The 22551-nt window shown below is 61.3% G+C and carries 20 protein-coding genes; 12 read left to right on the top strand and 8 right to left on the bottom strand.

What is annotated here, in order from left to right:
• The first annotated feature begins 85 nt into the window (after positions 1 to 85).
• Positions 86 to 457, top strand: a complete 372-nt coding sequence (locus ACR0DA_RS14835; RefSeq protein WP_480754661.1) for a fluoride efflux transporter FluC — start codon at positions 86 to 88, stop codon at positions 455 to 457.
• Positions 454 to 816, top strand: a complete 363-nt coding sequence (locus tag ACR0DA_RS14830) for a fluoride efflux transporter FluC (protein WP_170341325.1) — start codon at positions 454 to 456, stop codon at positions 814 to 816. Before ACR0DA_RS14835 ends, ACR0DA_RS14830 begins: the two co-directional genes overlap by 4 nt.
• A 7-nt stretch (positions 817 to 823) precedes the next feature.
• Here the strand turns inward: ACR0DA_RS14830 and ACR0DA_RS14825 are convergent, their stop codons facing one another.
• Genes ACR0DA_RS14825 through ACR0DA_RS14810 form a run of 4 tightly spaced genes read right to left on the bottom strand, consistent with a single transcriptional unit; the run spans position 824 to position 4821 of the window.
• On the bottom strand, positions 824 to 1150 hold the full coding sequence (locus ACR0DA_RS14825) for a cytochrome o ubiquinol oxidase subunit IV (protein WP_244952445.1): 327 nt from the start codon (positions 1148 to 1150) through the stop codon (positions 824 to 826).
• Entirely contained in the window at positions 1143 to 1775 is a 633-nt protein-coding gene (locus tag ACR0DA_RS14820; RefSeq protein ID WP_170341891.1) for a cytochrome c oxidase subunit 3, read from the bottom strand. The genes ACR0DA_RS14825 and ACR0DA_RS14820 overlap by 8 nt, the downstream gene beginning before the upstream one ends.
• On the bottom strand, positions 1772 to 3862 hold the full coding sequence (locus ACR0DA_RS14815; protein WP_480754660.1) for a cbb3-type cytochrome c oxidase subunit I: 2091 nt from the start codon (positions 3860 to 3862) through the stop codon (positions 1772 to 1774). Before ACR0DA_RS14815 ends, ACR0DA_RS14820 begins: the two co-directional genes overlap by 4 nt.
• Positions 3859 to 4821 (bottom strand): cytochrome ubiquinol oxidase subunit II, encoded by a 963-nt coding sequence (locus ACR0DA_RS14810; protein WP_367647184.1) that lies wholly within the window; start codon positions 4819 to 4821, stop codon positions 3859 to 3861. The genes ACR0DA_RS14815 and ACR0DA_RS14810 overlap by 4 nt, the downstream gene beginning before the upstream one ends.
• A 139-nt stretch (positions 4822 to 4960) precedes the next feature.
• Between ACR0DA_RS14810 and ACR0DA_RS14805 the strand changes: the two genes are divergently transcribed.
• From ACR0DA_RS14805 to ACR0DA_RS14770, 8 genes are all read left to right on the top strand, one after another.
• Positions 4961 to 6196 (top strand): lytic murein transglycosylase, encoded by a 1236-nt coding sequence (locus ACR0DA_RS14805; protein ID WP_170599732.1) that lies wholly within the window; start codon positions 4961 to 4963, stop codon positions 6194 to 6196.
• Between the two features lie 418 nt (positions 6197 to 6614).
• Positions 6615 to 8243: a peptide ABC transporter substrate-binding protein gene (locus ACR0DA_RS14800; protein ID WP_170599734.1), complete on the top strand. Its 1629-nt coding sequence runs from the start codon at positions 6615 to 6617 to the stop codon at positions 8241 to 8243.
• A 68-nt stretch (positions 8244 to 8311) separates the two neighbouring features.
• Positions 8312 to 9235 (top strand): oligopeptide ABC transporter permease OppB, encoded by a 924-nt coding sequence (gene oppB, locus ACR0DA_RS14795; protein ID WP_093963128.1) that lies wholly within the window; start codon positions 8312 to 8314, stop codon positions 9233 to 9235.
• A 12-nt stretch (positions 9236 to 9247) separates the two neighbouring features.
• Positions 9248 to 10177, top strand: a complete 930-nt coding sequence (locus ACR0DA_RS14790; protein WP_170341315.1) for an ABC transporter permease subunit — start codon at positions 9248 to 9250, stop codon at positions 10175 to 10177.
• Position 10178: 1 nt separating this feature from the next.
• Positions 10179 to 11984 carry an ABC transporter ATP-binding protein gene (locus ACR0DA_RS14785; protein WP_480754659.1) on the top strand — a complete coding sequence of 602 codons (1806 nt, stop codon included), beginning with the start codon at positions 10179 to 10181 and terminating at the stop codon, positions 11982 to 11984.
• Between the two features lie 218 nt (positions 11985 to 12202).
• Entirely contained in the window at positions 12203 to 13096 is an 894-nt protein-coding gene (galU, locus tag ACR0DA_RS14780; protein WP_093963131.1) for a UTP--glucose-1-phosphate uridylyltransferase GalU, read from the top strand.
• A gap of 72 nt (positions 13097 to 13168) precedes the next feature.
• Positions 13169 to 14605, top strand: coding sequence for a mannose-1-phosphate guanylyltransferase/mannose-6-phosphate isomerase (locus tag ACR0DA_RS14775; RefSeq protein WP_480754657.1), 1437 nt, complete (start codon positions 13169 to 13171; stop codon positions 14603 to 14605).
• 255 nt (positions 14606 to 14860) lie between these two features.
• A complete protein-coding gene (locus ACR0DA_RS14770; RefSeq protein WP_480754656.1) occupies positions 14861 to 15937 on the top strand; it encodes a DUF2793 domain-containing protein in 1077 nt (358 codons plus the stop codon).
• A gap of 33 nt (positions 15938 to 15970) precedes the next feature.
• Here ACR0DA_RS14770 and fcl read toward each other — a convergent pair whose 3' ends face one another.
• Both fcl and gmd read right to left on the bottom strand, forming a co-directional pair.
• Entirely contained in the window at positions 15971 to 16948 is a 978-nt protein-coding gene (gene fcl, locus ACR0DA_RS14765; RefSeq protein WP_480754654.1) for a GDP-L-fucose synthase, read from the bottom strand.
• 10 nt (positions 16949 to 16958) lie between these two features.
• Positions 16959 to 18083, bottom strand: a complete 1125-nt coding sequence (gene gmd, locus ACR0DA_RS14760; protein WP_170359329.1) for a GDP-mannose 4,6-dehydratase — start codon at positions 18081 to 18083, stop codon at positions 16959 to 16961.
• Between the two features lie 161 nt (positions 18084 to 18244).
• Between gmd and ACR0DA_RS14755 the strand changes: the two genes are divergently transcribed.
• Positions 18245 to 19549 (top strand): UDP-glucose dehydrogenase family protein, encoded by a 1305-nt coding sequence (locus ACR0DA_RS14755; RefSeq protein WP_170367380.1) that lies wholly within the window; start codon positions 18245 to 18247, stop codon positions 19547 to 19549.
• Positions 19550 to 19586: 37 nt separating this feature from the next.
• Here ACR0DA_RS14755 and ACR0DA_RS14750 read toward each other — a convergent pair whose 3' ends face one another.
• A complete protein-coding gene (locus ACR0DA_RS14750; RefSeq protein ID WP_480754652.1) occupies positions 19587 to 20465 on the bottom strand; it encodes a phytanoyl-CoA dioxygenase family protein in 879 nt (292 codons plus the stop codon).
• 106 nt (positions 20466 to 20571) lie between these two features.
• On the opposite strand from ACR0DA_RS14750, the gene ACR0DA_RS14745 reads away from it, so the two are divergent.
• A complete protein-coding gene (locus tag ACR0DA_RS14745; protein ID WP_170359323.1) occupies positions 20572 to 21462 on the top strand; it encodes a LysR substrate-binding domain-containing protein in 891 nt (296 codons plus the stop codon).
• Here ACR0DA_RS14745 and ACR0DA_RS14740 read toward each other — a convergent pair.
• Complete coding sequence (locus tag ACR0DA_RS14740; RefSeq protein ID WP_480754650.1) at positions 21435 to 22514, bottom strand: helix-turn-helix domain-containing protein; 1080 nt, start codon at positions 22512 to 22514, stop codon at positions 21435 to 21437. The genes ACR0DA_RS14745 and ACR0DA_RS14740 overlap by 28 nt on opposite strands.
• Between the last annotated feature and the right edge of the window lie 37 nt (positions 22515 to 22551).

Below are 22551 nucleotides of genomic sequence, written 5' to 3'. Positions count from 1 at the left end.
GCGGCACAGCCGCTATCCAAATCCAAACCCCACAGGCGGAGAAGCGTCCTTGGCCAAAACTCAGGCGGCAGTTTCGGGGAAGCCCATGATGTACGCCGCCGTCTTTGTCGGAGGAGCGGCTGGGTCGATCCTGCGCGAACTGTTTGCGCTGGAAATTCCGGGGATGCCGTTGCTGACATCGACCTTCGGCATCAATGTCGTGGCCTGTTTCATTCTGGGATGGCTCTACGCCATACGGGGCCGGGTGCATGCCCATGTTCTGCACCTCGGGGCCGTTGGTTTCTGCGGCGGATTGTCGACGTTTTCGTCCTTTGCCGCCGAACTGGAACGGATCGCTGAAACCGGCGGCTGGTCGGTCATCTTCCCGTTGGTGGCCGAAGTTATCTTCGGTCTGGGCGCGGCCATTCTGGGCGAGGCAATCGGTCGCCGCCGCCGCTCAGGAGGATCGGCCGAATGACCGATCTGTATCTGCATGCGGTGTTTGGGCTGGGGGGCGGACTGGGAGCGGTCCTTCGCCACTGGGTCGCACGGGCCATCACCCACGACCTGCCGGTCTCGACGCTGGTCGTGAACGTATTGGGCAGCCTGTTGTTGGGGCTTTGGATCGGGTACCTGGGCGGGCCCGTGGAGATGGCCGAAGAAGAAAAGCGCCTGGTTTTCGGCTTTTGCGGAGGGTTCACGACATTCTCCAGCTTTGCCTACCAGTCTCTTGAACTGCAGCGCGAGCGGACGATTGTACTTGCGGGTGGAAACATCCTGCTCAGCCTCGGACTGTGCTGGCTGGCCCTGTGGCTGGGACTGTGGGTGATGGGCTAGCCGGTCGCTACATGCCCGGCATGTGCATCCGCATGGCCAGATTGCCCAGGATCCAGACCGTTCCAAGAATGATGATCAGCAGAACCAGCGTCGAGAACAGGACCAAATCCAGATCTTCGCGGCTGCTGCGGCGACGGTCGATATGCAGGAAATAGACCAGTTGAACGATTAGCTGCGCCAAACCCAACAGCCCAATTGCAAGATAGACACCCTTGGTCTCGATGCCGAACCAGTAGGCGATCGCAAACACGGTGAGTGTCAGCAACAGCGAGCCGCCATAGCCGATCACATACCGGCGCCGCTCGCGCCTGTGCATCTCGGACCGTTTATCCATAGGTCAGCCCTCCGAAATACACGATGGTGATGATGCCGATCCAGATCAGATCAAGGAAGTGCCAGAACAGTGCCAGCCGCACCACGCGCGAAATCACGAGGTCGGTCATCCCCATGACCCGCAGTTGAATGCCCAGAACGACCAGCCACACACAGCCCGCCGCCACATGCAGCCCGTGCAGAGGCACCAACCCGTAGAAGGCGGACAGGAAACCGCTGCGCTGCGGGATGCCACCCTTTTCCGCCATCGACATGAAATCGCGGATTTCGAGGACCAGAAAACTCAGCCCAAGCAGCAGCGTAACCCCGAACCACAGGACGATCCGACCGCGCGGCAGGTTGTATTTCAGCGCCAGCATGGCAAGTCCAACAGTCAGGCTGCTGGTCAGCAGGATCAGGGTCTGGGCAAAGATGCTGTAGAGATCGAACAAGTCGTGCGGGCCAGGACCACCGGCCTGCGCGTCGATCATGGTGATGTAGACGCCGAACATCAGCCCGAAATAGACCAGGTCGCTCATCAGAAAGACCCAGAAACCGAAGGTCACCACTTCGGTCGCCTTGTGGGCGCTGGCATGACGCCGCCCAAGGTTCAGACCTGGGTAACTGTGGGTTGGTGCAGGCTTCATGTCGCTGCCTCCAGATCCGGTCGGGCAAGCCCGGTGTTTTCTGGCGCACCTTCGTGATCCCGGTTCACAGGGGTCGCGTTGCGGACCAAGTCCAGCCAGGCCTCGTGCTGCCTGCGCACGTCTTCAGCTGAAACCACTTCTTCGGTATCGGTCTGAAAGGTCCACAGGATGAATGACAGGATCATCATCACGGTCATCAGCGCCGCCAGCCACCAGATCCACCAGACCAGCGCAAACATCCACGCACCGCTGAGCACGCAGAGCACGAAACCGATCCCGGTGTTGCGCGGCATGGTGATGTCCTCGTACCGGTCGGGGTGCGGGTAGGCCTCGCCACGCTCTTTCGCGGCGGCAAAATCGTCGCGGTCCGTGACATGCGGGATGATCGCGAAATTGTAGGGCGGCGGCGGGGCCGGGATCGACCATTCCAGCGTGCGGGCGTCCCAGGGGTCGCCAACCGATACGCGGCTCTGTTCGCGGTTGCGGATGCTGACCCACAGCTGCACGACGACCGACAGCAAGGCCGCCAGAATGACCAGCGCGCCGATGACGGCCGTGATCATGTAGGGGTGAAAGCTCGGGTCCTCCCAACTGTAGGAGCGGCGCGGCATACCCATCAGGCCCACGAAATACAGCGGCAGGAAGGTCAGCATGAAGCCCACCGTCCACAGCACGACCGATATCCGCCCCCAAGCCTCGTCCAGGCGGAAGCCGAACGCCTTGGGAAACCAGTAGTTGTAGCCCGCAAGCAATCCGAACAGGACACCTGGCAGCAACACGTTGTGGAAATGCGCGACCAGGAACAGCGTATTGTGCACCTGATAGTCAACGGTTGGGTTGGCCAGGATCACCCCGCTGAGCCCCCCGATCACGAATAGCATCAGAAAGGCCAGCCCGTACAGCATCGGCACCGAGAACCGGATGCGGCCGCAATACAGGGTGGCCATCCAGTCATAGACCTTGACGCCGGTTGGTATGGCGATCAGCATCGTGGCGATGCCGAACACCGCATTGATCAGGGCGCTTTGGCCCATGGTGAAGAAATGGTGCAGCCAGACGGTGAACGACAGTACCGCGATCGACATGGTCGCGATCACCAGCGAGTTGTAGCCATAGAGCCGCTTGGCCGAGAAAGTCGCGAAGACTTCGGAATAGATGCCATAGGCCGGCAGAACCAGAAGATAGACCTCGGGGTGGCCGAACAGCCAGAACAGGTTGGCATAGTTCATCATGTTGCCGCCCAGGTCATTGGTGAAGAAATGGAAATCAAGATACCGGTCGGCGGCCAGCAACAGTGCCGCCACCCCCAGGGGCGGCATGGCGAACACGATCAGGATCGAGCTGCAGATGATCGTCCAGCAATACATCGGCAACCGCATGAATTTCATCCCAGGCGCGCGCAGTTTGTAGATCGTGACGGCAAAGTTGATCCCCGTCAGGGTGGTGCCGATGCCCGACACCACGATCGCCCAGATCCAGTAATCCGGCCCCACACCCGGATTGAAGGCCGCGCCGGTATAGGGCGGATAGGCCGTCCAGCCGCCGGTGGAAAACTCGCCCACCACCAGTGAGACCATCAGCATCATCCCCGCCGAAACCGTCAGGCCGAGGCTGATCTGATTCATCACCGGAAAGGCCACGTCGCGTGCGCCGATCATCAGCGGGACAAGGAAATTCGCCAGTCCGAACACGAAGGGCACCGCAACGAAGAAGATCATGATCGTGCCGTGGGTGCTGAACAGTTCGGCAAAGTGTTCGGCCTCGAGGAACCCCTCGCCCGGCCCGGCCGCCTGTTGGGCGCGCATCACGACGCCTTCCAGAACGCCGCGCGCCAGCATGACGATGGCAAAGACGATATACATGATGCCGATCTTCTTGTGATCCGCGCTGGTCAACCAGTCGCGCCACAGCGGCCCCCACAGGCGAAACCAGGTGAGCAGTCCCAGAACCGCGACCACACCGACGATCACCACGCCCGCCGCGGCATTGGCCACGATTTCATTCGTATTGGGGTCTTGAATCAGCCCGGCGATGGGGAAGGCATCCCAGTTCAGACGGCCGAAGAAACCGGACTCGGCAGATGTCATTGCTTGTCCTCCTGCCCGTATTGAGCGGTTCCCGGTTGCTGATCCTGCGGCAAAGGTTGCCCGTTGTGATACCGGCCCAGGATGCTGTGGAACAGATCGCCATCATCCAGGCGGAAATACAGCGCATTATCGGGCATCTGCGCGGTGCCAAGCGCGGCCTGAACCTCGTCCCGGTCCGTCCGCATGGCCAGTGTCCGATAGGTTGCCGGATCCAGAACGATACCGTTCTGCCGAACCCGGTCGACCCACGAGTCGAAGTCCGGCGGCGGCATCGCGACCGTCTGGAACTTCTGCTTGGTGAAGCCGCGCCCGTTGTACTGGGTGTTTTCGCCCTGCATTTGTCCGGGGGCATCAGCCACGAGATGCAATTGGGTCGTCATCCCCGGCATGGCATAGATCTGCCCCGCCAGGGCGGGAACCATGAATGACTGCATCACCGTGTCCGTCGTCAGTGTCAGGGCGACTTGTTGTTTTGTTGGCACCCCGAACTCACCCACCGTCGCGATGCCCAGGTCGGGGTAGATGAACAGCCATTTCCAATCCAGCCCCACCACCTGCACACGCAGGGCCGGTTCATCGCCGAACGGGGCCGCGTAAGGGTCCAGCCGGTGGGTTGCTTTCCAAAGATAAAAGGACAGCAGCGCCACGATCACCACCGGCACACCCCACATCGCGGTTTCCAGCATGGGCGAGAAATCCCATTTGGGCCGATAGGCAGCCGGGCTTTGCGCGCGGCGCCGATAGCGAAGAGCGATCAAGGGAACCAGAACCAGAACCGGAATGACCGCAATCAGGATCAACGCGGTCGCGCGCACCAGGTGTGTTTTTTGGACCGCCGCAATAGGGCCTTGAGGATCCATGAAACTGTCGCTGGCCAGAGCCGATTGCGCCGTGCCCAACCACAATACGACCACGATCAGCGCTGTCAGTACCGCAGGTATAGTCCTGTTTCCGCTCACGCCGGATCGCCCTCATCAAACTTCAGGTTGGTGCAACTATCGGCAGAGTCAGCAGATTTCACAAGGTTTTTCCCCGGCAGCAGGGAACCACCTCACCATCGAGTTGACTTGACCAGTGGGTCGGGTCAGTCATTGTGTCATGCGTTTACTGCTTATTCTGATTGGACTGATCGCGTTTTCCGGCGCGGCGATCGCGCAGGACCGAGCCGCGGTTGAGCGGCAGTTTCAGGACTGGTTGCAGAAACAGGTGTGGCCGTTGGCCCGGGCGCAGGGTGTATCGCGCCGCACGTTTGACAGCGCAACCGACGGAGTTCGCCTGAATTGGGAACTTCCTGATCTTGTTCCGCCGGGCTCTCCGGCACGGACGCCCAAAAAGCAAAGGCAAGCCGAGTTCGGGTCCCCCGGCCGGTATTTCAACGCAAATTCGGTTCAGGGTGCCGCCGCCGGCGGTCGGCGTATGGCCAAGCGTCATGCGGAAACGCTGCGCCGGGTCGAGGAACAGACCGGCGTTCCCGCCCGGATCATCCTTGCGGTCTGGGGCCGCGAGAGCGGCTATGGGCAGGTTCCGATCCGGCATAACGCAATCCAGGTGCTGGCCACCAAGGGGTTCATGAGCACGCGCGCGGAGTATTTCACCGGCGAACTGATCGCCGCGCTGCAGATCGTCGAGGCCGGTCACGTGAACGGCCGCGCGATGAAAAGCAGCTGGGCCGGCGCGTTGGGCCAGCCGCAATTCATGCCGACCAGCTTTTTGAACCACGCGACCGACGGCAATGCAGACGGCCGGGCCGACATATGGGGGTCGGCTGACGACACGATTGCATCGATCGGAAACTACCTCGCGCGGCACGGTTGGGTCAGCGGCCGCGATTGGGGGTTCGAGGTGACCGTACCGGCGTCTGTGTCCTGCGCGCTTGAGGGTCCCGATCAGGGTCGCCCGATCCGCGACTGGGTTGCTATGGGCATCACACGCGTCTCGAGCCGCCCCTTCCCCGAACACGAGCTGCGCGGCGAGGGCTACCTGATGATGCCGGCTGGCCGGAACGGTCCGGCCTTTGTCGTAACGCCCAATTTCTACGTTCTCAAAGACTACAACATGAGCGATCTCTACGCCTTGTTCGTGGGCCATGTGGGCGATCGCATTCAGTATGGCGTGGGCGATTTCAAAGGCCGCTGGGGCAAGGTGGGCGGTCTCTACCGATCGGATATCGCGACCATGCAGCAGGCGTTGATCGCGATGGGGCACGACGTGGGCGGTGCCGACGGGCTCCCGGGATACAAAACCCGCCGGTCGATCGGCCGTTGGCAGGAAGAAACAGGCCAGCGCCCCACCTGTTTCCCCAAAGCCAGCATGAAGTCGCGGTTGCGTCCCTGACCGCTGGCGATTCGCCTGATCGGGCGAAAGCGAGCGGCGAAATTCTGCCGAAACAGATCGCGCCTCGGGCTGCAATCCGGGCGGCCTGGGCACGAAAATATCGCAACGATACACGCCATCGTTACAAAATTTCAGCGACCACGCGTCACGAAGTTTCTTTCTACCTTTAGGCGATCCGGACTCATGGGAAGGCTTTAACCCTGCCCAAAATAGTGGCACGGTCTCGGCCAGCGAGAGGAAACTCTTGCATCCACTTCACCGACTGCAATCCAGAAAGCTGCGACGCAGTGTTCCTTGCGAATTGGCACAACCCAAAATTCAAAAGAACCGGGTCCCAGCGGATGTCGGGCAACCAGGGCCGCCGGACGCCATCCCATATGGATGCGCAGACCGCCGCCACAATAATTGGGAGAAGATCATGAACACCATCCTTCGAAACTCGGTGGCGGGCCTGCTGTGCTCGACCTTCATCACCGGAGCCGCGCTGGCCGCGGGCACCCATCCGGTCACCGGCGAGCCGCTGGCCGATGACCAGACCTTCGTCTACCGCGTGCTGGACGAGCACAGCTCGGTCGACCCGCAGGTGGTCGAGGACGTGTCGGGCGCCGAGATTGTCCGCGACCTGTTCGAAGGTCTGATGAACCAGGACGAAGACGGCAACCTGGTTCCGGGCGTGGCCACCGGCTATACCACCAACGAAACTAAGGACGTTTACACCTTCACCCTGCGCGACAACGCCAAGTGGTCGAACGGCGATCCGGTCACCGCACATGATTTCGTTTTTGCGTGGAAACGCGCCGTCGATCCGGCCCTGTCCTCGCCCTATGCCTGGTTCATGGAACTGATGTCGATCGAGAACGCCGCCGAGATCATCGCGGGCGACAAGCCGGTCGACGACCTGGGCGTCAAGGCGATCGACGACCACACGCTGGAAGTGAAACTGAGCGCGCCGCTGCCCTATTTCCCGCAGATGACCACGCACTCGACCACCTTCCCAGCCCCGCAGAAGGTCATCGAGCAGTTCGGCGATGAATGGACCAAGCCCGGCAACATCGTCTCGAACGGCGCCTATGTCCTGACCGAGCACCTGCCCAACGAACGCTCGGTGCGCGAGCGCAACCCGATGTACTGGGACAACGACAACACCATCATCGACAAGGTCGTGGCGCTGGTCATCAACGATGAAAACGTGGCCCTGACCCGCTATCTGGCCGGTGAGCTGGACCGCACCGAGGTGCCCGCAGGCCAGTTTCCGCGCCTGAAGAAAGAATACCCGAACGAGGCGATCAGCTTCCCGCGCCTGTGCAACTACTACTACACGTTCAACCTGTCCGACGGCGGCCCCGAGGCCTTCAAGGACCCGAACGTGCGTCAGGCCCTGTCGCTGGCGGTTGACCGCAAGATCATCACCGAGAACATCCTGGCCGGCGGTCAGCCCGAAGCCTACACCTTCGTGCCCGAAGCCACCGCAGGGTTCACCCCGCCGATCGTGGAAATGGCGTCGATGACGCAAGCCGAGCGCGACGAGCTGGCCAAGGAACTGCTGGCCGAGGCCGGATACGGTCCCGACAACCCGCTGAGCTTCGCGATGGTCTACAACACCTCGGAGGCGCACAAGAAAGTCGCCGTGGCCCTCAGCCAGATGTGGAAGCAGAAGCTGGGTGCGCAGGTCGAGCTGGCCAACATGGAATGGAAGATTTTCCTCGAAGAGCGCGGCAACCAGAACTTTGAACTGGCCCGTGGCGCATGGTGCGGGGACTACAACGAAGCCTCGACCTTCCTGGACCTGCTGCAGTCGGATTCCGGCTATAACGACGGCAAGTACAACAATGCCAAGGTCGACGAGCTGCTGGCTCAGGCCAAAACCTCGGACGATCCGGCCCCGCTGTATACCGAGGTTGAGCGGATGATCGCACAGGAAACCCCTGTGATCCCGATCTACCACTATGCCGGTGTCTACATGATGGACAGCGACGTGGGGAACTGGCCGGTGAACAACGTCGAGCAGAACTGGTACTCGAAGAACCTCTACAAGATCGCCGAGTAATCATCATCCTTTGATCGCGCCCTGCCCCGGACATGCTCTGGGGCAGGGCCAATAATTGGGGGCATGAAATGCTTGCCTATGTCATCCGGCGACTGCTGATCGCCGTTCCGACGATCCTGTTGCTGATCGTCGCCAGTTTCTTTCTGATGCACTTCGCGCCCGGCGGGCCCTTCACCTCGGAGCGGCCGTTGCCGCCACAGGTCCTGGCCAATATCGAGGCGCGCTACGGGCTGGACCAGCCGCTGTGGAAACAGCTGTGGGATTACCTGTACAACATCGTGGTGCATTTCGATTTCGGCCCGTCCTTCAAGTTCAAGGACCGCGACGTGAACGACATCATCGCGCAGGGCTTTCCGATTTCGCTGACCTACGGGATGCTGTCCTTCCTCGTGGCCACGCTGGTGGGCGTCAGTTTGGGCATCGCCGCCGCGATCCGCCACAACAGCTGGATCGACTATTTCGCCGTGGGTCTGGGCATCGCCGCCCAGGCGCTGCCGAACTTCATCATGGGCCCGATCCTGATCCTGACCTTCACCCTGTGGCTGGGCTGGCTGCCGGGCGGCGGCTGGAACGGGGGCCAGTGGCAATACCTGATCATGCCCGTGATCGCGCTTGCGACCTCGTACATGGGCTCGATCGCGCGGATCACGCGTTCGTCGATGCTCGAGGTTCTGAATTCGAACTTCATCCGCACCGCGCGGGCCAAGGGCCTGCCCACCAGAACCGTGATCTGGCGCCATGCGCTGAAACCCACGCTGCTGCCGGTGGTGTCCTATCTGGGGCCGGTCTTCGTCTATGTGCTGACCGGTTCGGTCTTCGTTGACATCTATTTTTCGACCGGTGGGCTGGGGCAGGCCTATGTGGGTTCGGCCCTGTCGCGCGACTATGCCGTGCTGCTGGGGGTCACGATCCTTTATGGCGTGCTGACCGTTCTGGTGAACCTGCTGACCGACCTGGCCTATGCCTGGTTCGATCCGAAAATCCGTTACTGAGGGGGCAGGCAAATGCTTGGAAAATCTCAGAAAGCCGCCCATCTGGCCGAAGACATCACCGATTACACGGTCATTCAGGGACGTTCGCTTTGGCAGGACGCGCGGATGCGTTTTGTCCGCAACAAGGCCGCCATGGCCAGCGTGTTCATCCTGGGCCTGATCGTTCTGTTCACGATCATCGGGCCCTACTTTGCCGTCTGGAGCAACGAGGAAATCGACTGGAACGTCATGGGCGACGTGGCCGGCATGGGTATGCCGTCCATCGAGACCGGCCACTATTTCGGCGTCGACGATCTGGGGCGCGACCTGTACAGCCGGGTCATCCAGGCCACCACCACCTCGTTGCTGGTGGGCCTGATCGGAGCGGCCACCGCGCTGATCGTCGGCACCTGCTATGGCATTGCCGCCGGTTACATCGGCGGGCGCGTTGACGGCGTGATGATGCGCTTCGTCGACATCCTGCTGGCCATTCCGGCCACGCTGGTCATCATCCTGCTGCTGGTCGTGGCGGGGCGGTCGTTCTTCATGCTGTTCATCGCGCTAGGTGCGGTAGGCTGGCTGACCATGGCGCGGATCGTGCGCGGCCAGACCCTGACCCTGAAGAACCGCGAGTTCATCGAGGCCGCCCGCGCCGCCGGTGTCAGCGAGTTCACCATCATGTACCGCCACATCCTGCCCAACCTGCTGGGCGTGGTGATCGTCTATGCTTCGCTGCTGGTGCCCGAGATGATCCTGACGGAAAGCTTCATCTCGTTCCTAGGGCTGGGGATCTCCGAGCCCTATACCTCGTTGGGTCGTCTGATCGCCGAGGGCGCCGGAACCATGGGTTACGGCACGTTGTGGCAACTGATGTACCCCCTGGCATTTTACGTCACCATCATCATCACGATGTTCTTCATCGGCGATGGCCTGCGTGACGCACTGGATCCGAAGGACCGCTGACATGAGCCTGCTTTCCGTAAAGAATCTGAGCGTTCAGTTCGACACGCCCGACGGGGTGGTCGAGGCCGTCAAGAACATCAGCTTTGAAATCGCGCCGGGCGAATGCCTGGGCATCGTCGGCGAAAGCGGGTCGGGCAAAAGCCAGACCTTCATGGCCGCGATGGGGCTGCTGCCGCCGGCGGGCCGGGCCACCGGGTCGGTGCTGCTGAACGGGCAGGAAATTCTGAACCTGCCCGTGAACAAGCTGAACCAGATCCGGGGCGATGACGTGGGCATGATTTTTCAGGACCCGCTGACCGCCCTGACTCCGCATTTGCGGGTCGGCCAGCAAATGCGCGAAGTCTTGCAGGTACACGAAGGCCTGCAGGGTTCGGCCGCGCGGCAACGGTGTCTGGAATGGCTGGACCGGGTGCGCATCCCCGAGGCCGCGCGCCGTCTGGACCAGTTCCCGCACGAGCTGTCGGGCGGGATGCGCCAGCGGGTGATGATCGCCATGTCGATGCTGTGCAATCCCAAGCTGCTGATCGCCGACGAACCGACCACCGCGCTGGACGTGACCGTTCAGGCCGACATCCTGGACCTGATGGTACGTCTGCAAAAGGACGAGGGCACGGCCATCGCCCTGATCACGCATGACATGGGCGTCGTGGCCCGCATGTGCGACCGGGTGCAGGTCATGCGCCTGGGTGAGTTCGTCGAGGCCGGTGACACGCGCGAGATCTTTCACGCGCCCAAGCACGACTATACCCGCACGCTGATCGAGGCCATGCCCCGCATCGACGCAGGCGACGCGCCCAAGGCGGTGGAGACCGACGCGGCGCCGCTGCTGAAGGTCGATGACGTCAAGGTGCATTTCCCGATCCACGTTCCGGGCGGCATCTTTGGCCGCAAGGTGCCGTTGAAGGCGGTGAACGGCGTCAGCTTTGACATCCGCAAGGGTGAAACCCTGGGCGTGGTCGGTGAATCTGGCTGCGGCAAGTCCACTCTCGCCCGTGCCGTGCTGCAGTTGATCGAGCCGAGCGACGGGAATGTCAGCTGGCTGGGTCATCCGATCGTCGGGTTGAAACGGGCCGAGCTGAACAAGTACCGCAAGGATCTGCAGATCGTGTTCCAGGACCCGCTGGCCAGCCTGGACCCGCGAATGACGATCTCCGCCTCGATCGCGGAACCGCTGAAAACCTATCGCCCCGACCTGACCGAGCGCGAGCGCAAGCAGATGGTCGCCGAGATGATGGAACGGGTCGGCCTGAACGCCAACATGATCAACCGCTACCCGCACGAGCTGTCGGGCGGACAGAACCAGCGGGTGGGCATCGCCCGGGCGATGATCAACAAGCCCAAGCTGATCATCTGCGACGAGGCGGTCTCGGCGCTGGACGTGTCGATCCAGGCGCAGATCGTGCAGCTGCTGAAGGAACTGCAGCAGGAGTTCGGCCTGTCGATGATCTTCATCAGCCACGACCTGTCGGTGGTGCGCGCGGTGTCGAACCGGATCATGGTTCTGTATCTGGGTCGCATCGTCGAACTGGGCGATGGCGAGGTGATCTGCTCGAACCCGGTTCATCCTTACACACAGTCGCTGATCTCGGCGGTGCCAATCCCGGACCCGGATGTCGAGCGCAGCCGCCAACGGCTGAAACTGCCGGGCGAGTTGCCCTCGCCCATGGACCCCAAGGCGGCGCTGCGGTTCCTGCCCAGCCGTCTGGCGGCAGGTCAGACCGACTATGTTCCCGCGCTCAGCGAGATTGCGCCTGGGCACTTCGTGGCCGAGCATGATCCGCTGGAAGCGATCATGGCGGGCGCTTGATCCTGTCCCCGAAGCCGGACAACCGGCTTCGGGGCGCTTGCCCGTTAGGGCAGTGTTATTGGGACTGGGTGTTTTGACTTTGCCATGACCAGATGGCACCCTTCGGTCGTTTTCGGCCTGTTTTTTCGGGCATCATTGATTGATCCGGTTTCGCAGCCTAAGAGGAAGCCCCGGATGCACCACGTCCGCCGGCTAAGTTTTTGAATTTGAGAGGTCACATGTCACGCAAGGTCACCAAGGCGATTTTCCCTGTCGCAGGATTGGGCACCCGGTTTCTTCCGGCAACGAAATCCGTTCCGAAGGAAATCATGACGCTGGTTGACCGGCCTCTCGTTCAATATGCCATCGACGAAGCCCGCGCTGCGGGTATTACCGAGTTCATCTTCGTCACATCACGCGGGAAATCGGCGCTCGAAGACTATTTCGACCACAATCTCGTGCTGGAGCAGGAACTGAAAGCCAAAGGCAAGGATGATTTGTTGGAGGTTCTCGAGAACACCAACATGGAAAGCGGTGCTATCGCCTATATCCGCCAACACAAGGCTCTGGGGCTGGGACACGCCGTCTGGTGCGCCCGCCGCCTGATCGGCGATGAACCCTTTGCGGTCATGCTGCCAGACGACGTTATTGCGGCCGACAAACCCTGCCTGCAGCAGATGGTCGAGGCTTATGAAGAAACCGGCGGCAACATGGTCGCCGCGATGGAGGTCGCACCCGAAAAAACCAGCTCGTACGGGATTCTGGACGCCGCCGACAGTTCCGGCAAGGTGATCCGCGCCCGCGGCATGGTTGAAAAGCCCAAGGCCGACGAGGCACCGTCGAACATGGCGGTCATCGGTCGATACATTTTGGGGCCGTCGGTGCTGTACAACCTCAATCAAATGAAGAAAGGCAGCGGCGGAGAGATCCAGCTGACCGATGCCATCGCCGAAGACATCGGCAACGGTGTCCCGGTTTTCGGATACCGCTTTGATGGTCAACGCTTCGACTGCGGATCCAAGGCAGGCTTCCTGCAGGCCACCGTGGCCTTTGCCCTGGCCCGGAATGACCTGCGCGACGACCTGAGCGCCTATCTGAATGATATTGTTGCCACAGGTCGGGCCGCCCAATAAGCGGCGGTCCTTCACCCACCCTGTGATGACTGCGATAAAACGTCAGAAAACCAGCCGAAAAGCCCATTCGTCATGACCACCATCTATCCTGTCATTCTGTGCGGCGGCTCCGGAACCCGGCTTTGGCCGCTGTCCCGAAAAAGCTATCCCAAACAGTTCGTGCCTCTGGTCGGAAACAGCAGCCTGTTGCAGGACTGTGCGGACCGGATGCGAGGGCCCAAGGACGCACCGTACGCCAAGCCCCTGATACTCACCAATGAATCGTTCCGCTTCATCGTCACCGAGCAGCTTACCGCCATTGGTGTCGACCCCGGTCCTATCCTTATTGAGCCTGAGGGCCGCAACACGGCTCCGGCGGTCTTGGCGGCCGCGCTTTACCTGTCGAAGGTAGACCCGGATGCTTTGATGCTGGTGGCGCCGTCCGATCACGTCGTGCCCGACAAATCCGCGTTCCACGCGGCGGTTTCGCAAGGTGTGACTGCCATCGCGAGGGACCGCCATCTGGTGACGTTCGGGATCACTCCGGACCGGCCGGAAACCGGATATGGATATCTGAAGCTCAGCGCTGCGCCCGACGCGACAGGTGCTGCGGTCGCATTGGACCATTTCGTTGAAAAGCCCGATCTGGATCGGGCCAAGGCCATGATCTCCGATGGCAGTTACCTGTGGAATTCCGGCATTTTCCTGTTTGCGGTGCGCGACATCATCGCTGCGTTCCAGGATCATGCACCCAACCTGTTGCCGCCGGTGCAGACTGCCGTCGAGGACGCGAAAGCCGATCTTGGCTTTCTGCGACTGGACGCATTGGCCTGGGGGAAAGTCGAAGACATATCGATCGACTACGCGGTCATGGAACGGGCCAAAAACCTGAGCGTTGTTCCCTATGCCGCCGGCTGGTCGGATGTCGGCAGCTGGTCGGCCGTCCAGGAGCTGAGCAGCCCCGACGAAAACGGCGTTGCGACCACCGGTGAGGTGACGACGATCGACTGTAACAACGTGTTGATCCGGTCCGAGTCAGCCTCCCAAGAAGTCGTGGCCATGGGGCTCGAGAACATGATCGCTGTGGCCATGCCGGATGCCGTTCTGGTGGCCAGCATGGACAAGGCACAGGATGTCAAACAGGCCGTGGCCGCCCTGAAGGCCAAAGGGGCACCGCAGGCCGAAGCTCTGCCGGTCGACCATCGCCCCTGGGGCTGGTTCGAGAGCCTGGTCGTGGGCGAACGATTCCAGGTCAAACGGATTCACGTAAACCCCGGCGCGGCCCTGAGCCTGCAGTCCCACCACCACAGGTCCGAGCATTGGATCGTCGTAGAAGGTACCGCCAAGGTCACGATCGATGACGAGGTTCGTCTGGTCAGCGAAAACCAGTCTGTCTACATCCCCCTTGGCGCGGTTCACCGCATGGAAAACCCCGGCAAGGTGCCTATGGTCCTGATCGAGGTTCAGACCGGCGCCTACCTCGGAGAGGACGATATTATCCGGTACGAGGATGTCTACGCCCGCAACTGATCCTGGCTGAACACCGCGGCTCCGGTCGCCAACGGTTCATGCTTTGGGCGTACAGGTCAGAATCAGCTGACCGACCTCCATACTAAAAATATCCACAGCCGCCCCAAAAGGGCGGCTTTGTTTCGTATTTGGAAATCCACAAGTAACCAAATCCTTTTTGTGTCGTTCGCACGTGAAAGCGGGGATTCATCCCATCCGCGGCAGGGTGGCGCGTAGCGAATTCCGTGAATCGATGGCCCAAGGAGGATCCCGCCCGTGTCCCAAATCACCCCCCGTTTGAATCTGCCGTTTCTGCAACCCTCACAGGCGCAAAAACACGTCACCCACAACGAAGCGCTGCGGCAGCTGGACCTGATCGTGCAGCTGAGTGTTGTGGCTCTGGATGAAACCATTCCACCTGCGGCACCAGATCAAGGTGCCATCTACGGCTTGGGGGCCAGCCCGACAGGCGCCTGGGCGGGGAAGCCTGGGCAACTCGCGGCTTGGCTGGACAATGCTTGGGTCTTTGTCACGCCGGCAAACGGATGGCGTGTTTGGGACCAAGCCGGCGCCGCGCTCAAGGTCTGGGACAACGGCGGATGGATCGATCCTCCGCTCAATACTGCGAACCTTGTCGGGGTCGGGGTCGCAACCGGATACGATCCGACCAACCGCCTTTCGGTTCGGAGTCCCGCCACATTGCTGAGCCATGACGGGAGCGGCCACCAGTTGAAGGTCAACAAAGCTAGCGCGACTGACACCGCCTCCCTCCTGTTTCAGTCCAACTGGACCGGCCACGCCGAGATGGGCCTTGCGGGCAGTACCGATTTTTCCATCAAGGTTTCACCGGACGGAGGCTCTTGGACCGAGGCGGTGCGCGTGGATGCCACATCAGGAACGATCAGCGGCGCGGCCGTTCAAGCAAACCCTGAAGATGTAACACCCGGACGGCTGATGCGAGCCGACTACGGATATGGACCGGGCAACCTCGTGGGTCCGGTGACGCAGTCTGGCGGGACCCCGACCGGCGCGGTGATCGAACGCGGCGCAAATGCGAACGGCGAATTCGTTCGTTTCGCGGACGGAACCCAGATCTGCACCCTCGCGGCGAGTTCGGTGGCCTGTACTGCCGGCATGGGGCCACTGTTTGCAAGCGCCCAGAATACTTGGATTTTCCCTGCGCCTTTTGCTGTGGGCAGTACTCCGACCCTGAGCGGCAGCGGTAATGCTCTGGGACGGTTCATCAGCTTCGATTTGCCAACCGAAACGCAGGTAGCGTGGCAAGTTCTGTCGGCGGCGTCCGATCCGGCAACTATAAGCCCGACAGTCGCAGCCATCGGCCGCTGGTTCTGATCACCGAACGCACCCGGTCTTTGGGCCGGGTGCTTATTTGGCCCGCAGGTCGTCGGCCGATTGATCAAGGAACCAAGCATAGGTCTCGCGGATACCATCTTCCAGCTCTATGCGTGCCTTCCAGCCCATCTTCGCCAACCGGGAAACGTCCATCAGCTTGCGCATCGTACCATCTGGCTTGGTGGTGTCCTGCGTGATCCAGCCGGTATATCCGGTGATTTTGGCGATCAGTGCGGCCAGCTCGGCAATCGAAACGTCCTGCCCGCAGCCCACGTTTATGTGGCTCAGCATGGGTTGTGTATTGGCCTGATACACGTCCTGCGGCAAATCCATTACGAACAGCGATGCCTCGGCCATGTCATCGACATGCAGGAATTCACGCCGCGGCTTCCCAGTTCCCCAGATCACCACTTCGTCCAACCCGTCGCGTTTGGCTTCGTGGAAGCGGCGGATCAGTGCTGGCAGAACATGGCTGTTCTCAGGGTGGAAATTGTCGCCCGGCCCATACAGGTTGGTCGGCATGACCGACCGGTAGTCGACCCCGTGCTGGCGGTTGTAGCTTTCGCACAGCTTGATTCCGGCGATCTTGGCGACCGCATAGGGTTCGTTCGTCGGCTCCAAAACACCCGTCAGCAACGCGTCTTCGCGCATCGGCTGCGCTGCTTCACGCGGGTAGATGCAGGAACTGCCCAGCTGCAAAAGACGCCGTACGCCGGCCGCAAAAGCCTGATGGATCACGTTGCACTCGATCATCAGATTTTCGTAAATGAAATCTGCAGGATACGTGTTGTTGGCGTGAATCCCCCCCACCTTGGCAGCGGCCAGGATCACGACGTCTGGCCGCTCGGCCTGCATGAAGGCGCGGACGGCCGCCTGATCGGTCAGATCCAATTCGGAATGGGTTCGGGTCACCAGTTCAAGCGCCTCACCATCAGCCTGGCGCGCCTTGAGCTGACGCAGGATTGCTCCACCCACCATGCCACGATGTCCGGCGATGTAGATCTTGCGCATTTCTGCCTCCTCAGCCGTTTTCCAGGCTGACCGGCAATTCGAACCCGTGCTCTTTCAACAAGGCGTGTCGCTTTGCGGTTTTGAGGTCTTCCAGAACCATCTCTGCGCACATTTCCTGCACGGTCAGCTCCGGCTCCCAACCCAATTTGGCCTTGGCGTTCGACGGGTCACCCAGCAGAGTGTCCACCTCGGCGGGTCGGAAATACTGCGGGTCGATCCGCATGATCACGTCGCCGGGTTTCAGCGCTGGGGCGTTGTCGCCTTCAATCGCCGTCACCGTTGCGACCTCGTCCACACCGCTGCCCGAAAACTCCAAGGTAAGCCCAAGCTCGGCCGACGACCATTCGATAAATTGGCGCACGGAATACTGCTTGCCGGTGGCAATAACAAAATCCTCGGGCTTGTCCTGCTGCAGCATCATCCACTGCATCCGCACGTAGTCCTTGGCATGGCCCCAATCGCGCAGACTGTCGATATTCCCCATGTAAAGGCACTTCTCCAAGCCCTGGGCGATGTTGGCCAGACCACGCGTGATCTTGCGGGTGACAAAGGTTTCGCCGCGGCGCGGGCTTTCGTGATTGAACAGGATTCCGTTGCAGGCATACATCCCGTACGCCTCGCGGTAATTGACCGTGATCCAATACGAATACAGCTTGGCCACCGCGTAGGGCGAGCGGGGATAGAACGGAGTCGTTTCGCGCTGCGGAGTTTCCTGGACCAGCCCGTAGAGTTCCGACGTGGACGCCTGATAGAACCGGGTCTTGTTTTCAAGTCCCAGGAACCGGATCGCCTCAAGCAGGCGCAGGGTGCCGATGGCATCGACATCCGCGGTATATTCCGGCGACTCGAAGCTGACGGCCACGTGAGATTGGGCGCCCAGGTTGTAGACTTCGTCGGGCTGAACCTCCTGGATGATGCGGGTCAGGTTCGAGGTATCGCTCAGATCGCCGTAGTGCAGCCGCAGCTTCGGATCAGGCTCGTGGGGGTCCTGATAGATGTGGTCGATCCGCTGGGTGTTGAACGAGGATGCCCGACGCTTGATCCCGTGAACCTCATAGCCCTTTGCCAACAGAAATTCGGCCAGGTAAGACCCGTCCTGTCCGGTAATTCCGGTGATCAGCGCTTTTTTGGTCATCAGTTTGTTCCACCAGTTTCATGGACGCCCATTTGTCGCCCCAAAAACAGCAAGATGTCATGGAATGCAACCCGAGGCCACTGTCAGGCATTGAAACCGGCGGAAGTTTCTCCGAATGTGTGGCCGCCCGAGGTGGCATTGGTAACAAGGGAATTTGAATAATGCGTATTGCGATGATCGGCACCGGATATGTGGGTCTGGTGTCGGGTGTATGCTTCTCGGATTTCGGTCATGACGTCATTTGCGTCGACAAGGCCGAAGCTAAGATCCAGATGCTGCAGGACGGAAAAGTTCCAATCTACGAACCGGGGCTGGATGTTCTGATGGCCAAGAACGTGGCCGCCGGCCGGCTGAGCTTTACCACCGATCTGGCGAATGCGGTGAAGGGCGCGGATGCCGTCTTTATCGCCGTCGGGACACCAACCCGCCGCGGCGACGGCCATGCGGATCTGACCTATGTGATGGCAGCGGCCGAGGAAATCGCCCATGCGATGGATGGCTACACCGTGGTGGTGACCAAATCCACGGTTCCGGTCGGGACCAACCGCAAGGTTCAGGAAGTTGTCGCGGCGGCAAACCCCAAGGCAGACTTTGATGTCGCCTCGAACCCGGAATTCCTGCGCGAAGGCGCTGCGATCGACGATTTCATGCGTCCGGACCGCGTCGTTGTAGGGGTCGAGAACGACCGCGCCGCCGAGGTGATGGCCGAAATCTACCGCCCACTTTACCTGCGCGATTTTCCGATCCTGACGACGGATCTGGAAAGCGCCGAAATGATCAAATATGCGGCAAATGCCTTTCTCGCCACCAAGATCACATTCATCAACGAAATCGCTGGCCTGTGCGAGCGGGTCGGTGGCGACGTCAAGGAAGTGGCGCGCGGCATCGGCTTGGATGGGCGCATCGGAAACAAGTTCCTGCATGCCGGCCCCGGTTACGGCGGATCATGCTTTCCCAAGGACACCGCGGCGCTTGCGCGGATCGGACAGGAACATGCCTTTCCAATGCAGATCACCGAAACCGTCATGCGCGTGAATGACGAGGTCAAAAAACGCATGATCGAAAAGATCCGCGAAGCTTGCGACGACAGTTTCAACGGCAAGACCGTGGCGGTTCTTGGGGTGACTTTCAAACCCAACACCGACGACATGCGCGACGCTCCATCACTGACCATCGTGCCCGCCCTGATCGGTGGCGGCGCCAAAGTTCGCGTGGTCGACCCTCAGGGCCGATCCGAGGGTGAGGCTCTGCTGCCGGGTGTAGAGTGGGTCGAAGACCCGTATGCCGCTGCCAAGGACGCGGACGCAGTGGTGCTGTTGACCGAATGGAACGAGTTCCGCGCGCTGAACCTGACGCAGATGGCCGCTGAGATGAAATCTCCACGCATGGTCGACCTGCGGAACATCTATTCACGCGACAAGGTCAAGAAATCTGGTTTCGAAACCTATGTCGGGGTTGGGCGCTAGGCGTCCAATCCCCTGGCCTTTGGGTTTCGAACCCGGCTCAATCATAGAGCGGAACGGTGGCCTTGGCCCCAGCTGCCAGCGCCTTGCCCAGATCGCGGCGCACCTGTTCGTACAGGGCAAGCGACTCGTCGGAAAACAGGGTGGCGGGCGGATCGACATGGATGAAGTTTCCCTGCCGGTCCTCTCCGCGCGCGACCATCGCGTAGTCGCGGTCCGCCACCAACTGCTTCGCATTCGGGCTGATATAGCGGATGGCCATCCCGATACGCCGATCGTCCGACCGGTTCGGACCCGAGCCATGAATGGTCAGCCCGTGGTGCAGTGACATCTGCCCGGGCGCCAGTTCGATATGGGTTTTGTCTTCCTCGGCCACTTCGACCGCAATCTCCTGCCCGCGCGACAGCAGGTTGGTCTCGGAATAGGTATCATTGTGCGGAAGTATTGGGTTCTTGTGGCTGCCCCGGACAAAATCCATGCAGCCGCTTTCCACGGTTGCCGGCGACAGTGCCAGCCAGGCCGTAACCTGATCCGGGGTCTCGCCCATCCCCCAATAGGTCAGGTCCTGATGCATGCCAACTGTCTGGACGGTGCGCGGTTCTTTGATGAAAAACTCGGCCGACCAGATCATGATGTCCGGACCCAAGACGCCTTCGACGGCATCCAGTATACGCGGATCCATGGCCAGTCGCGCCGCCAGAGGCATGACGAGGTGTGAGTTCACGCGCTTGTAGGTATTCAGCGGCAGAGGCAGATCGGCGGCCATCCAGTCGCGTTCAATCTGCTCGAGTTCCGAGCGCACCTGCGCGGCCTCGTCAGCAGACAGAATATCCAGCGGAAACAGGAAGCCGTCTTCCCAGTATGGCGCTGCTTGCGATGGGGTCAGTTTGTGCCGGGCCAGGTCTTGGATGTCGGGCATGGGTGCACCTTTTCGGATCGGTTCACGCACAGCCTAGCCGAACCGGTCTTGCGACGAGAACGCAAAGCCTTGCCTGTCAGGACAAGTTCAGCTTAGCCTGATTGCCATGTCGACCCGCATCCCCTCTCTCAACTGGCTGCGCGTTTTCGAGGCCGCGGCCCGCACCGAAAGCTTTGCCCGTGCTGCCGCCCAGCTAAACATGTCGGCCGCCGCTGTCAGCCAACAGGTCAAGGCGCTGGAAACTCGTCTGGGCACGCCGCTGTTTCATCGCCATGCCCATGCCGTCACTTTGACCGAGGCCGGGCGGGCGTACCTGCCGGTCGTGCAGCAATCGCTGGTGATGCTGGACTCAGCCACTACCGGCCTGTTCGGCCAGACCCGGGACCAACGGCTGTATGTCCAATCCGTGTTGTTGTTCGCGCAAGGGGTGCTTGCGGCGGGCCTGACCCAGTTCCAAAAATCCCATCCTCAGATCAACCTGTCCCTGACGACCGGGAACCGGATGGCCGACTTCGCCAATCGTTTTACCGACCTGCAGATCGTGTTCGGCAACCCGACGCTGTTCGGCGCCGAAGGTGACATGCTGTTGACCGAGACCCTTTTTCCCGTGGCACCACCGGACATTGCCGACCAGATCAGCACTCCGCTGGATCTGGCCCGGTTTCCGCTGATCGAGGTTTCGACCCACAGGGCCAGTTGGCCGCACGTGTTCGAAGCCCTGCGGCTGCCGACCGGGCAGGCTCAGTATTTCTTCGCGGACAACTCAGTGATGGCGGCCGAGCTATCCGCGCAAGGGGTCGGGATCGCCCTGGCCCGCGCGCCCGCGTCTGACCGGATCATGCGGATGTCTGGCCTGGTGCCATGTCTGCCCGAGGTGGCCGTGCCGGGCCGGGATGCCTACCACCTGATCTACCCTTCACGGGCCACATTGCGGCCACCCGCGCGCGCGTTCCGTGAATGGTTGTTGGACTACAGCGCGGCAGCCCAAACCCGATAACGGCCCTGCCCGGTCACTTCGCGGATCAACCCACGTTCGGTGAACTTGTCGAGATTGCGCTGCACGGCTGCACGCGATGCCTGCGTCAACTCCTCGGCCAATGGCGCAGATACCATGGGCCATGCGGTCAGCACATCGATCAGGACCGGCGGCGTCCGCCCGCTGAGACCCTTGGTGGCCTCGCGTGCCCGGGCCTCCCACGCGCTGACGCGATCCAGATGCAGCAGCGCGGCCAAGGCCGCCTGCCCTGCCCCACGAACCCAAGCGTTGAGTTTTTCCTCTGGTGTGCCGATGCCGCGCAGCGCCCCGGGGCCCGACAGTGCCAGCGGCATGAACAGTGCCCCGCCCCGACCCATCGTGGCCGCATGCCGCGCAGCGATCACCGCTGCTTCGGTATCCTGTCCCATTCCTTGCGACAGCGCGCGCCACGCGTGAAAGGCAATGGCCGACTGCGTGACAGGGTGCAGGGCTTGTGCGCTATCCATCACTTCGGCCAAATCTGCGACCGCCTCTGGGACTTCGTCTATCCCCTGAGCCATCCGGTCCAGAAAGGCGGCCAGTCCCGATTGCCAGCCGCCGTCCGACGGCCCTGCGCCCGAAGTCAGTCGCCGAACCGCCCAACCCGCCCGAAACAATGCTTGCACATCGTCCCCGGTGGCTCCGATACGCAATCCGGTCCACAGGGCAAGCCGATCAACACTGATCCGGTCACCGGTCCACCACCCCAGGTCGGATACGTCCATCAGGGCCAGCCGGTGGGTCCATCCCTTTGGGCCACTGCGCAACCGCTCGTCCAAGGACCCGAAGGTCAAGGTCAGATCCGCCAAGCCCTGCGCCACTTCTGCCTGAGCTGCGCGCCAGTCCCGCGGGTCGAACAAAGCGCCCCGATCGGCACGCGGACCCGGCGGCAACATGTCCTCGGGCGCCGCTGCATCTTCGGGCGGCAGAAACCAAAGCTCTTCGTCGTCCGGCGGATCGACGTCATAGATACTGCGCGGCCCGTCCAGGACATCGTCCTCGTCCGGGTCCGGGTTCGTGGCCTTGGTCGTCATGCCATGCATTGTTCGGCCAATCGCACCGGTTCACAAG

It is taken from the genome of Ruegeria sp. CI8 (assembly GCF_056536865.1).
This window is presented reverse-complemented; position numbering and strand designations above follow the sequence as displayed.

Bases quoted from the DNA above. Each gene is read 5' to 3' on its own strand.
- gmd (WP_170359329.1), bottom strand. From the start codon at position 18,083: ATGACCAAAAAAGCGCTGATCACCGGAATTACCGGACAGGACGGGTCT.
- galU (WP_093963131.1), top strand. From the start codon at position 12,203: ATGTCACGCAAGGTCACCAAGGCGATTTTCCCTGTCGCAGGATTGGGC.
- oppB (WP_093963128.1), top strand. From the start codon at position 8,312: ATGCTTGCCTATGTCATCCGGCGACTGCTGATCGCCGTTCCGACGATC.
- fcl (WP_480754654.1), bottom strand. From the start codon at position 16,948: ATGCGCAAGATCTACATCGCCGGACATCGTGGCATGGTGGGTGGAGCA.
- ACR0DA_RS14835 (WP_480754661.1), top strand. From the start codon at position 86: ATGATGTACGCCGCCGTCTTTGTCGGAGGAGCGGCTGGGTCGATCCTG.
- ACR0DA_RS14825 (WP_244952445.1), bottom strand. From the start codon at position 1,150: ATGGATAAACGGTCCGAGATGCACAGGCGCGAGCGGCGCCGGTATGTG.
- ACR0DA_RS14805 (WP_170599732.1), top strand. From the start codon at position 4,961: ATGCGTTTACTGCTTATTCTGATTGGACTGATCGCGTTTTCCGGCGCG.
- ACR0DA_RS14815 (WP_480754660.1), bottom strand. From the start codon at position 3,862: ATGACATCTGCCGAGTCCGGTTTCTTCGGCCGTCTGAACTGGGATGCC.
- ACR0DA_RS14755 (WP_170367380.1), top strand. From the start codon at position 18,245: ATGCGTATTGCGATGATCGGCACCGGATATGTGGGTCTGGTGTCGGGT.
- ACR0DA_RS14830 (WP_170341325.1), top strand. From the start codon at position 454: ATGACCGATCTGTATCTGCATGCGGTGTTTGGGCTGGGGGGCGGACTG.
- ACR0DA_RS14785 (WP_480754659.1), top strand. From the start codon at position 10,179: ATGAGCCTGCTTTCCGTAAAGAATCTGAGCGTTCAGTTCGACACGCCC.
- ACR0DA_RS14790 (WP_170341315.1), top strand. From the start codon at position 9,248: ATGCTTGGAAAATCTCAGAAAGCCGCCCATCTGGCCGAAGACATCACC.
- ACR0DA_RS14820 (WP_170341891.1), bottom strand. From the start codon at position 1,775: ATGAAGCCTGCACCAACCCACAGTTACCCAGGTCTGAACCTTGGGCGG.
- ACR0DA_RS14800 (WP_170599734.1), top strand. From the start codon at position 6,615: ATGAACACCATCCTTCGAAACTCGGTGGCGGGCCTGCTGTGCTCGACC.
- ACR0DA_RS14750 (WP_480754652.1), bottom strand. From the start codon at position 20,465: ATGCCCGACATCCAAGACCTGGCCCGGCACAAACTGACCCCATCGCAA.
- ACR0DA_RS14745 (WP_170359323.1), top strand. From the start codon at position 20,572: ATGTCGACCCGCATCCCCTCTCTCAACTGGCTGCGCGTTTTCGAGGCC.
- ACR0DA_RS14740 (WP_480754650.1), bottom strand. From the start codon at position 22,514: ATGACGACCAAGGCCACGAACCCGGACCCGGACGAGGACGATGTCCTG.
- ACR0DA_RS14775 (WP_480754657.1), top strand. From the start codon at position 13,169: ATGACCACCATCTATCCTGTCATTCTGTGCGGCGGCTCCGGAACCCGG.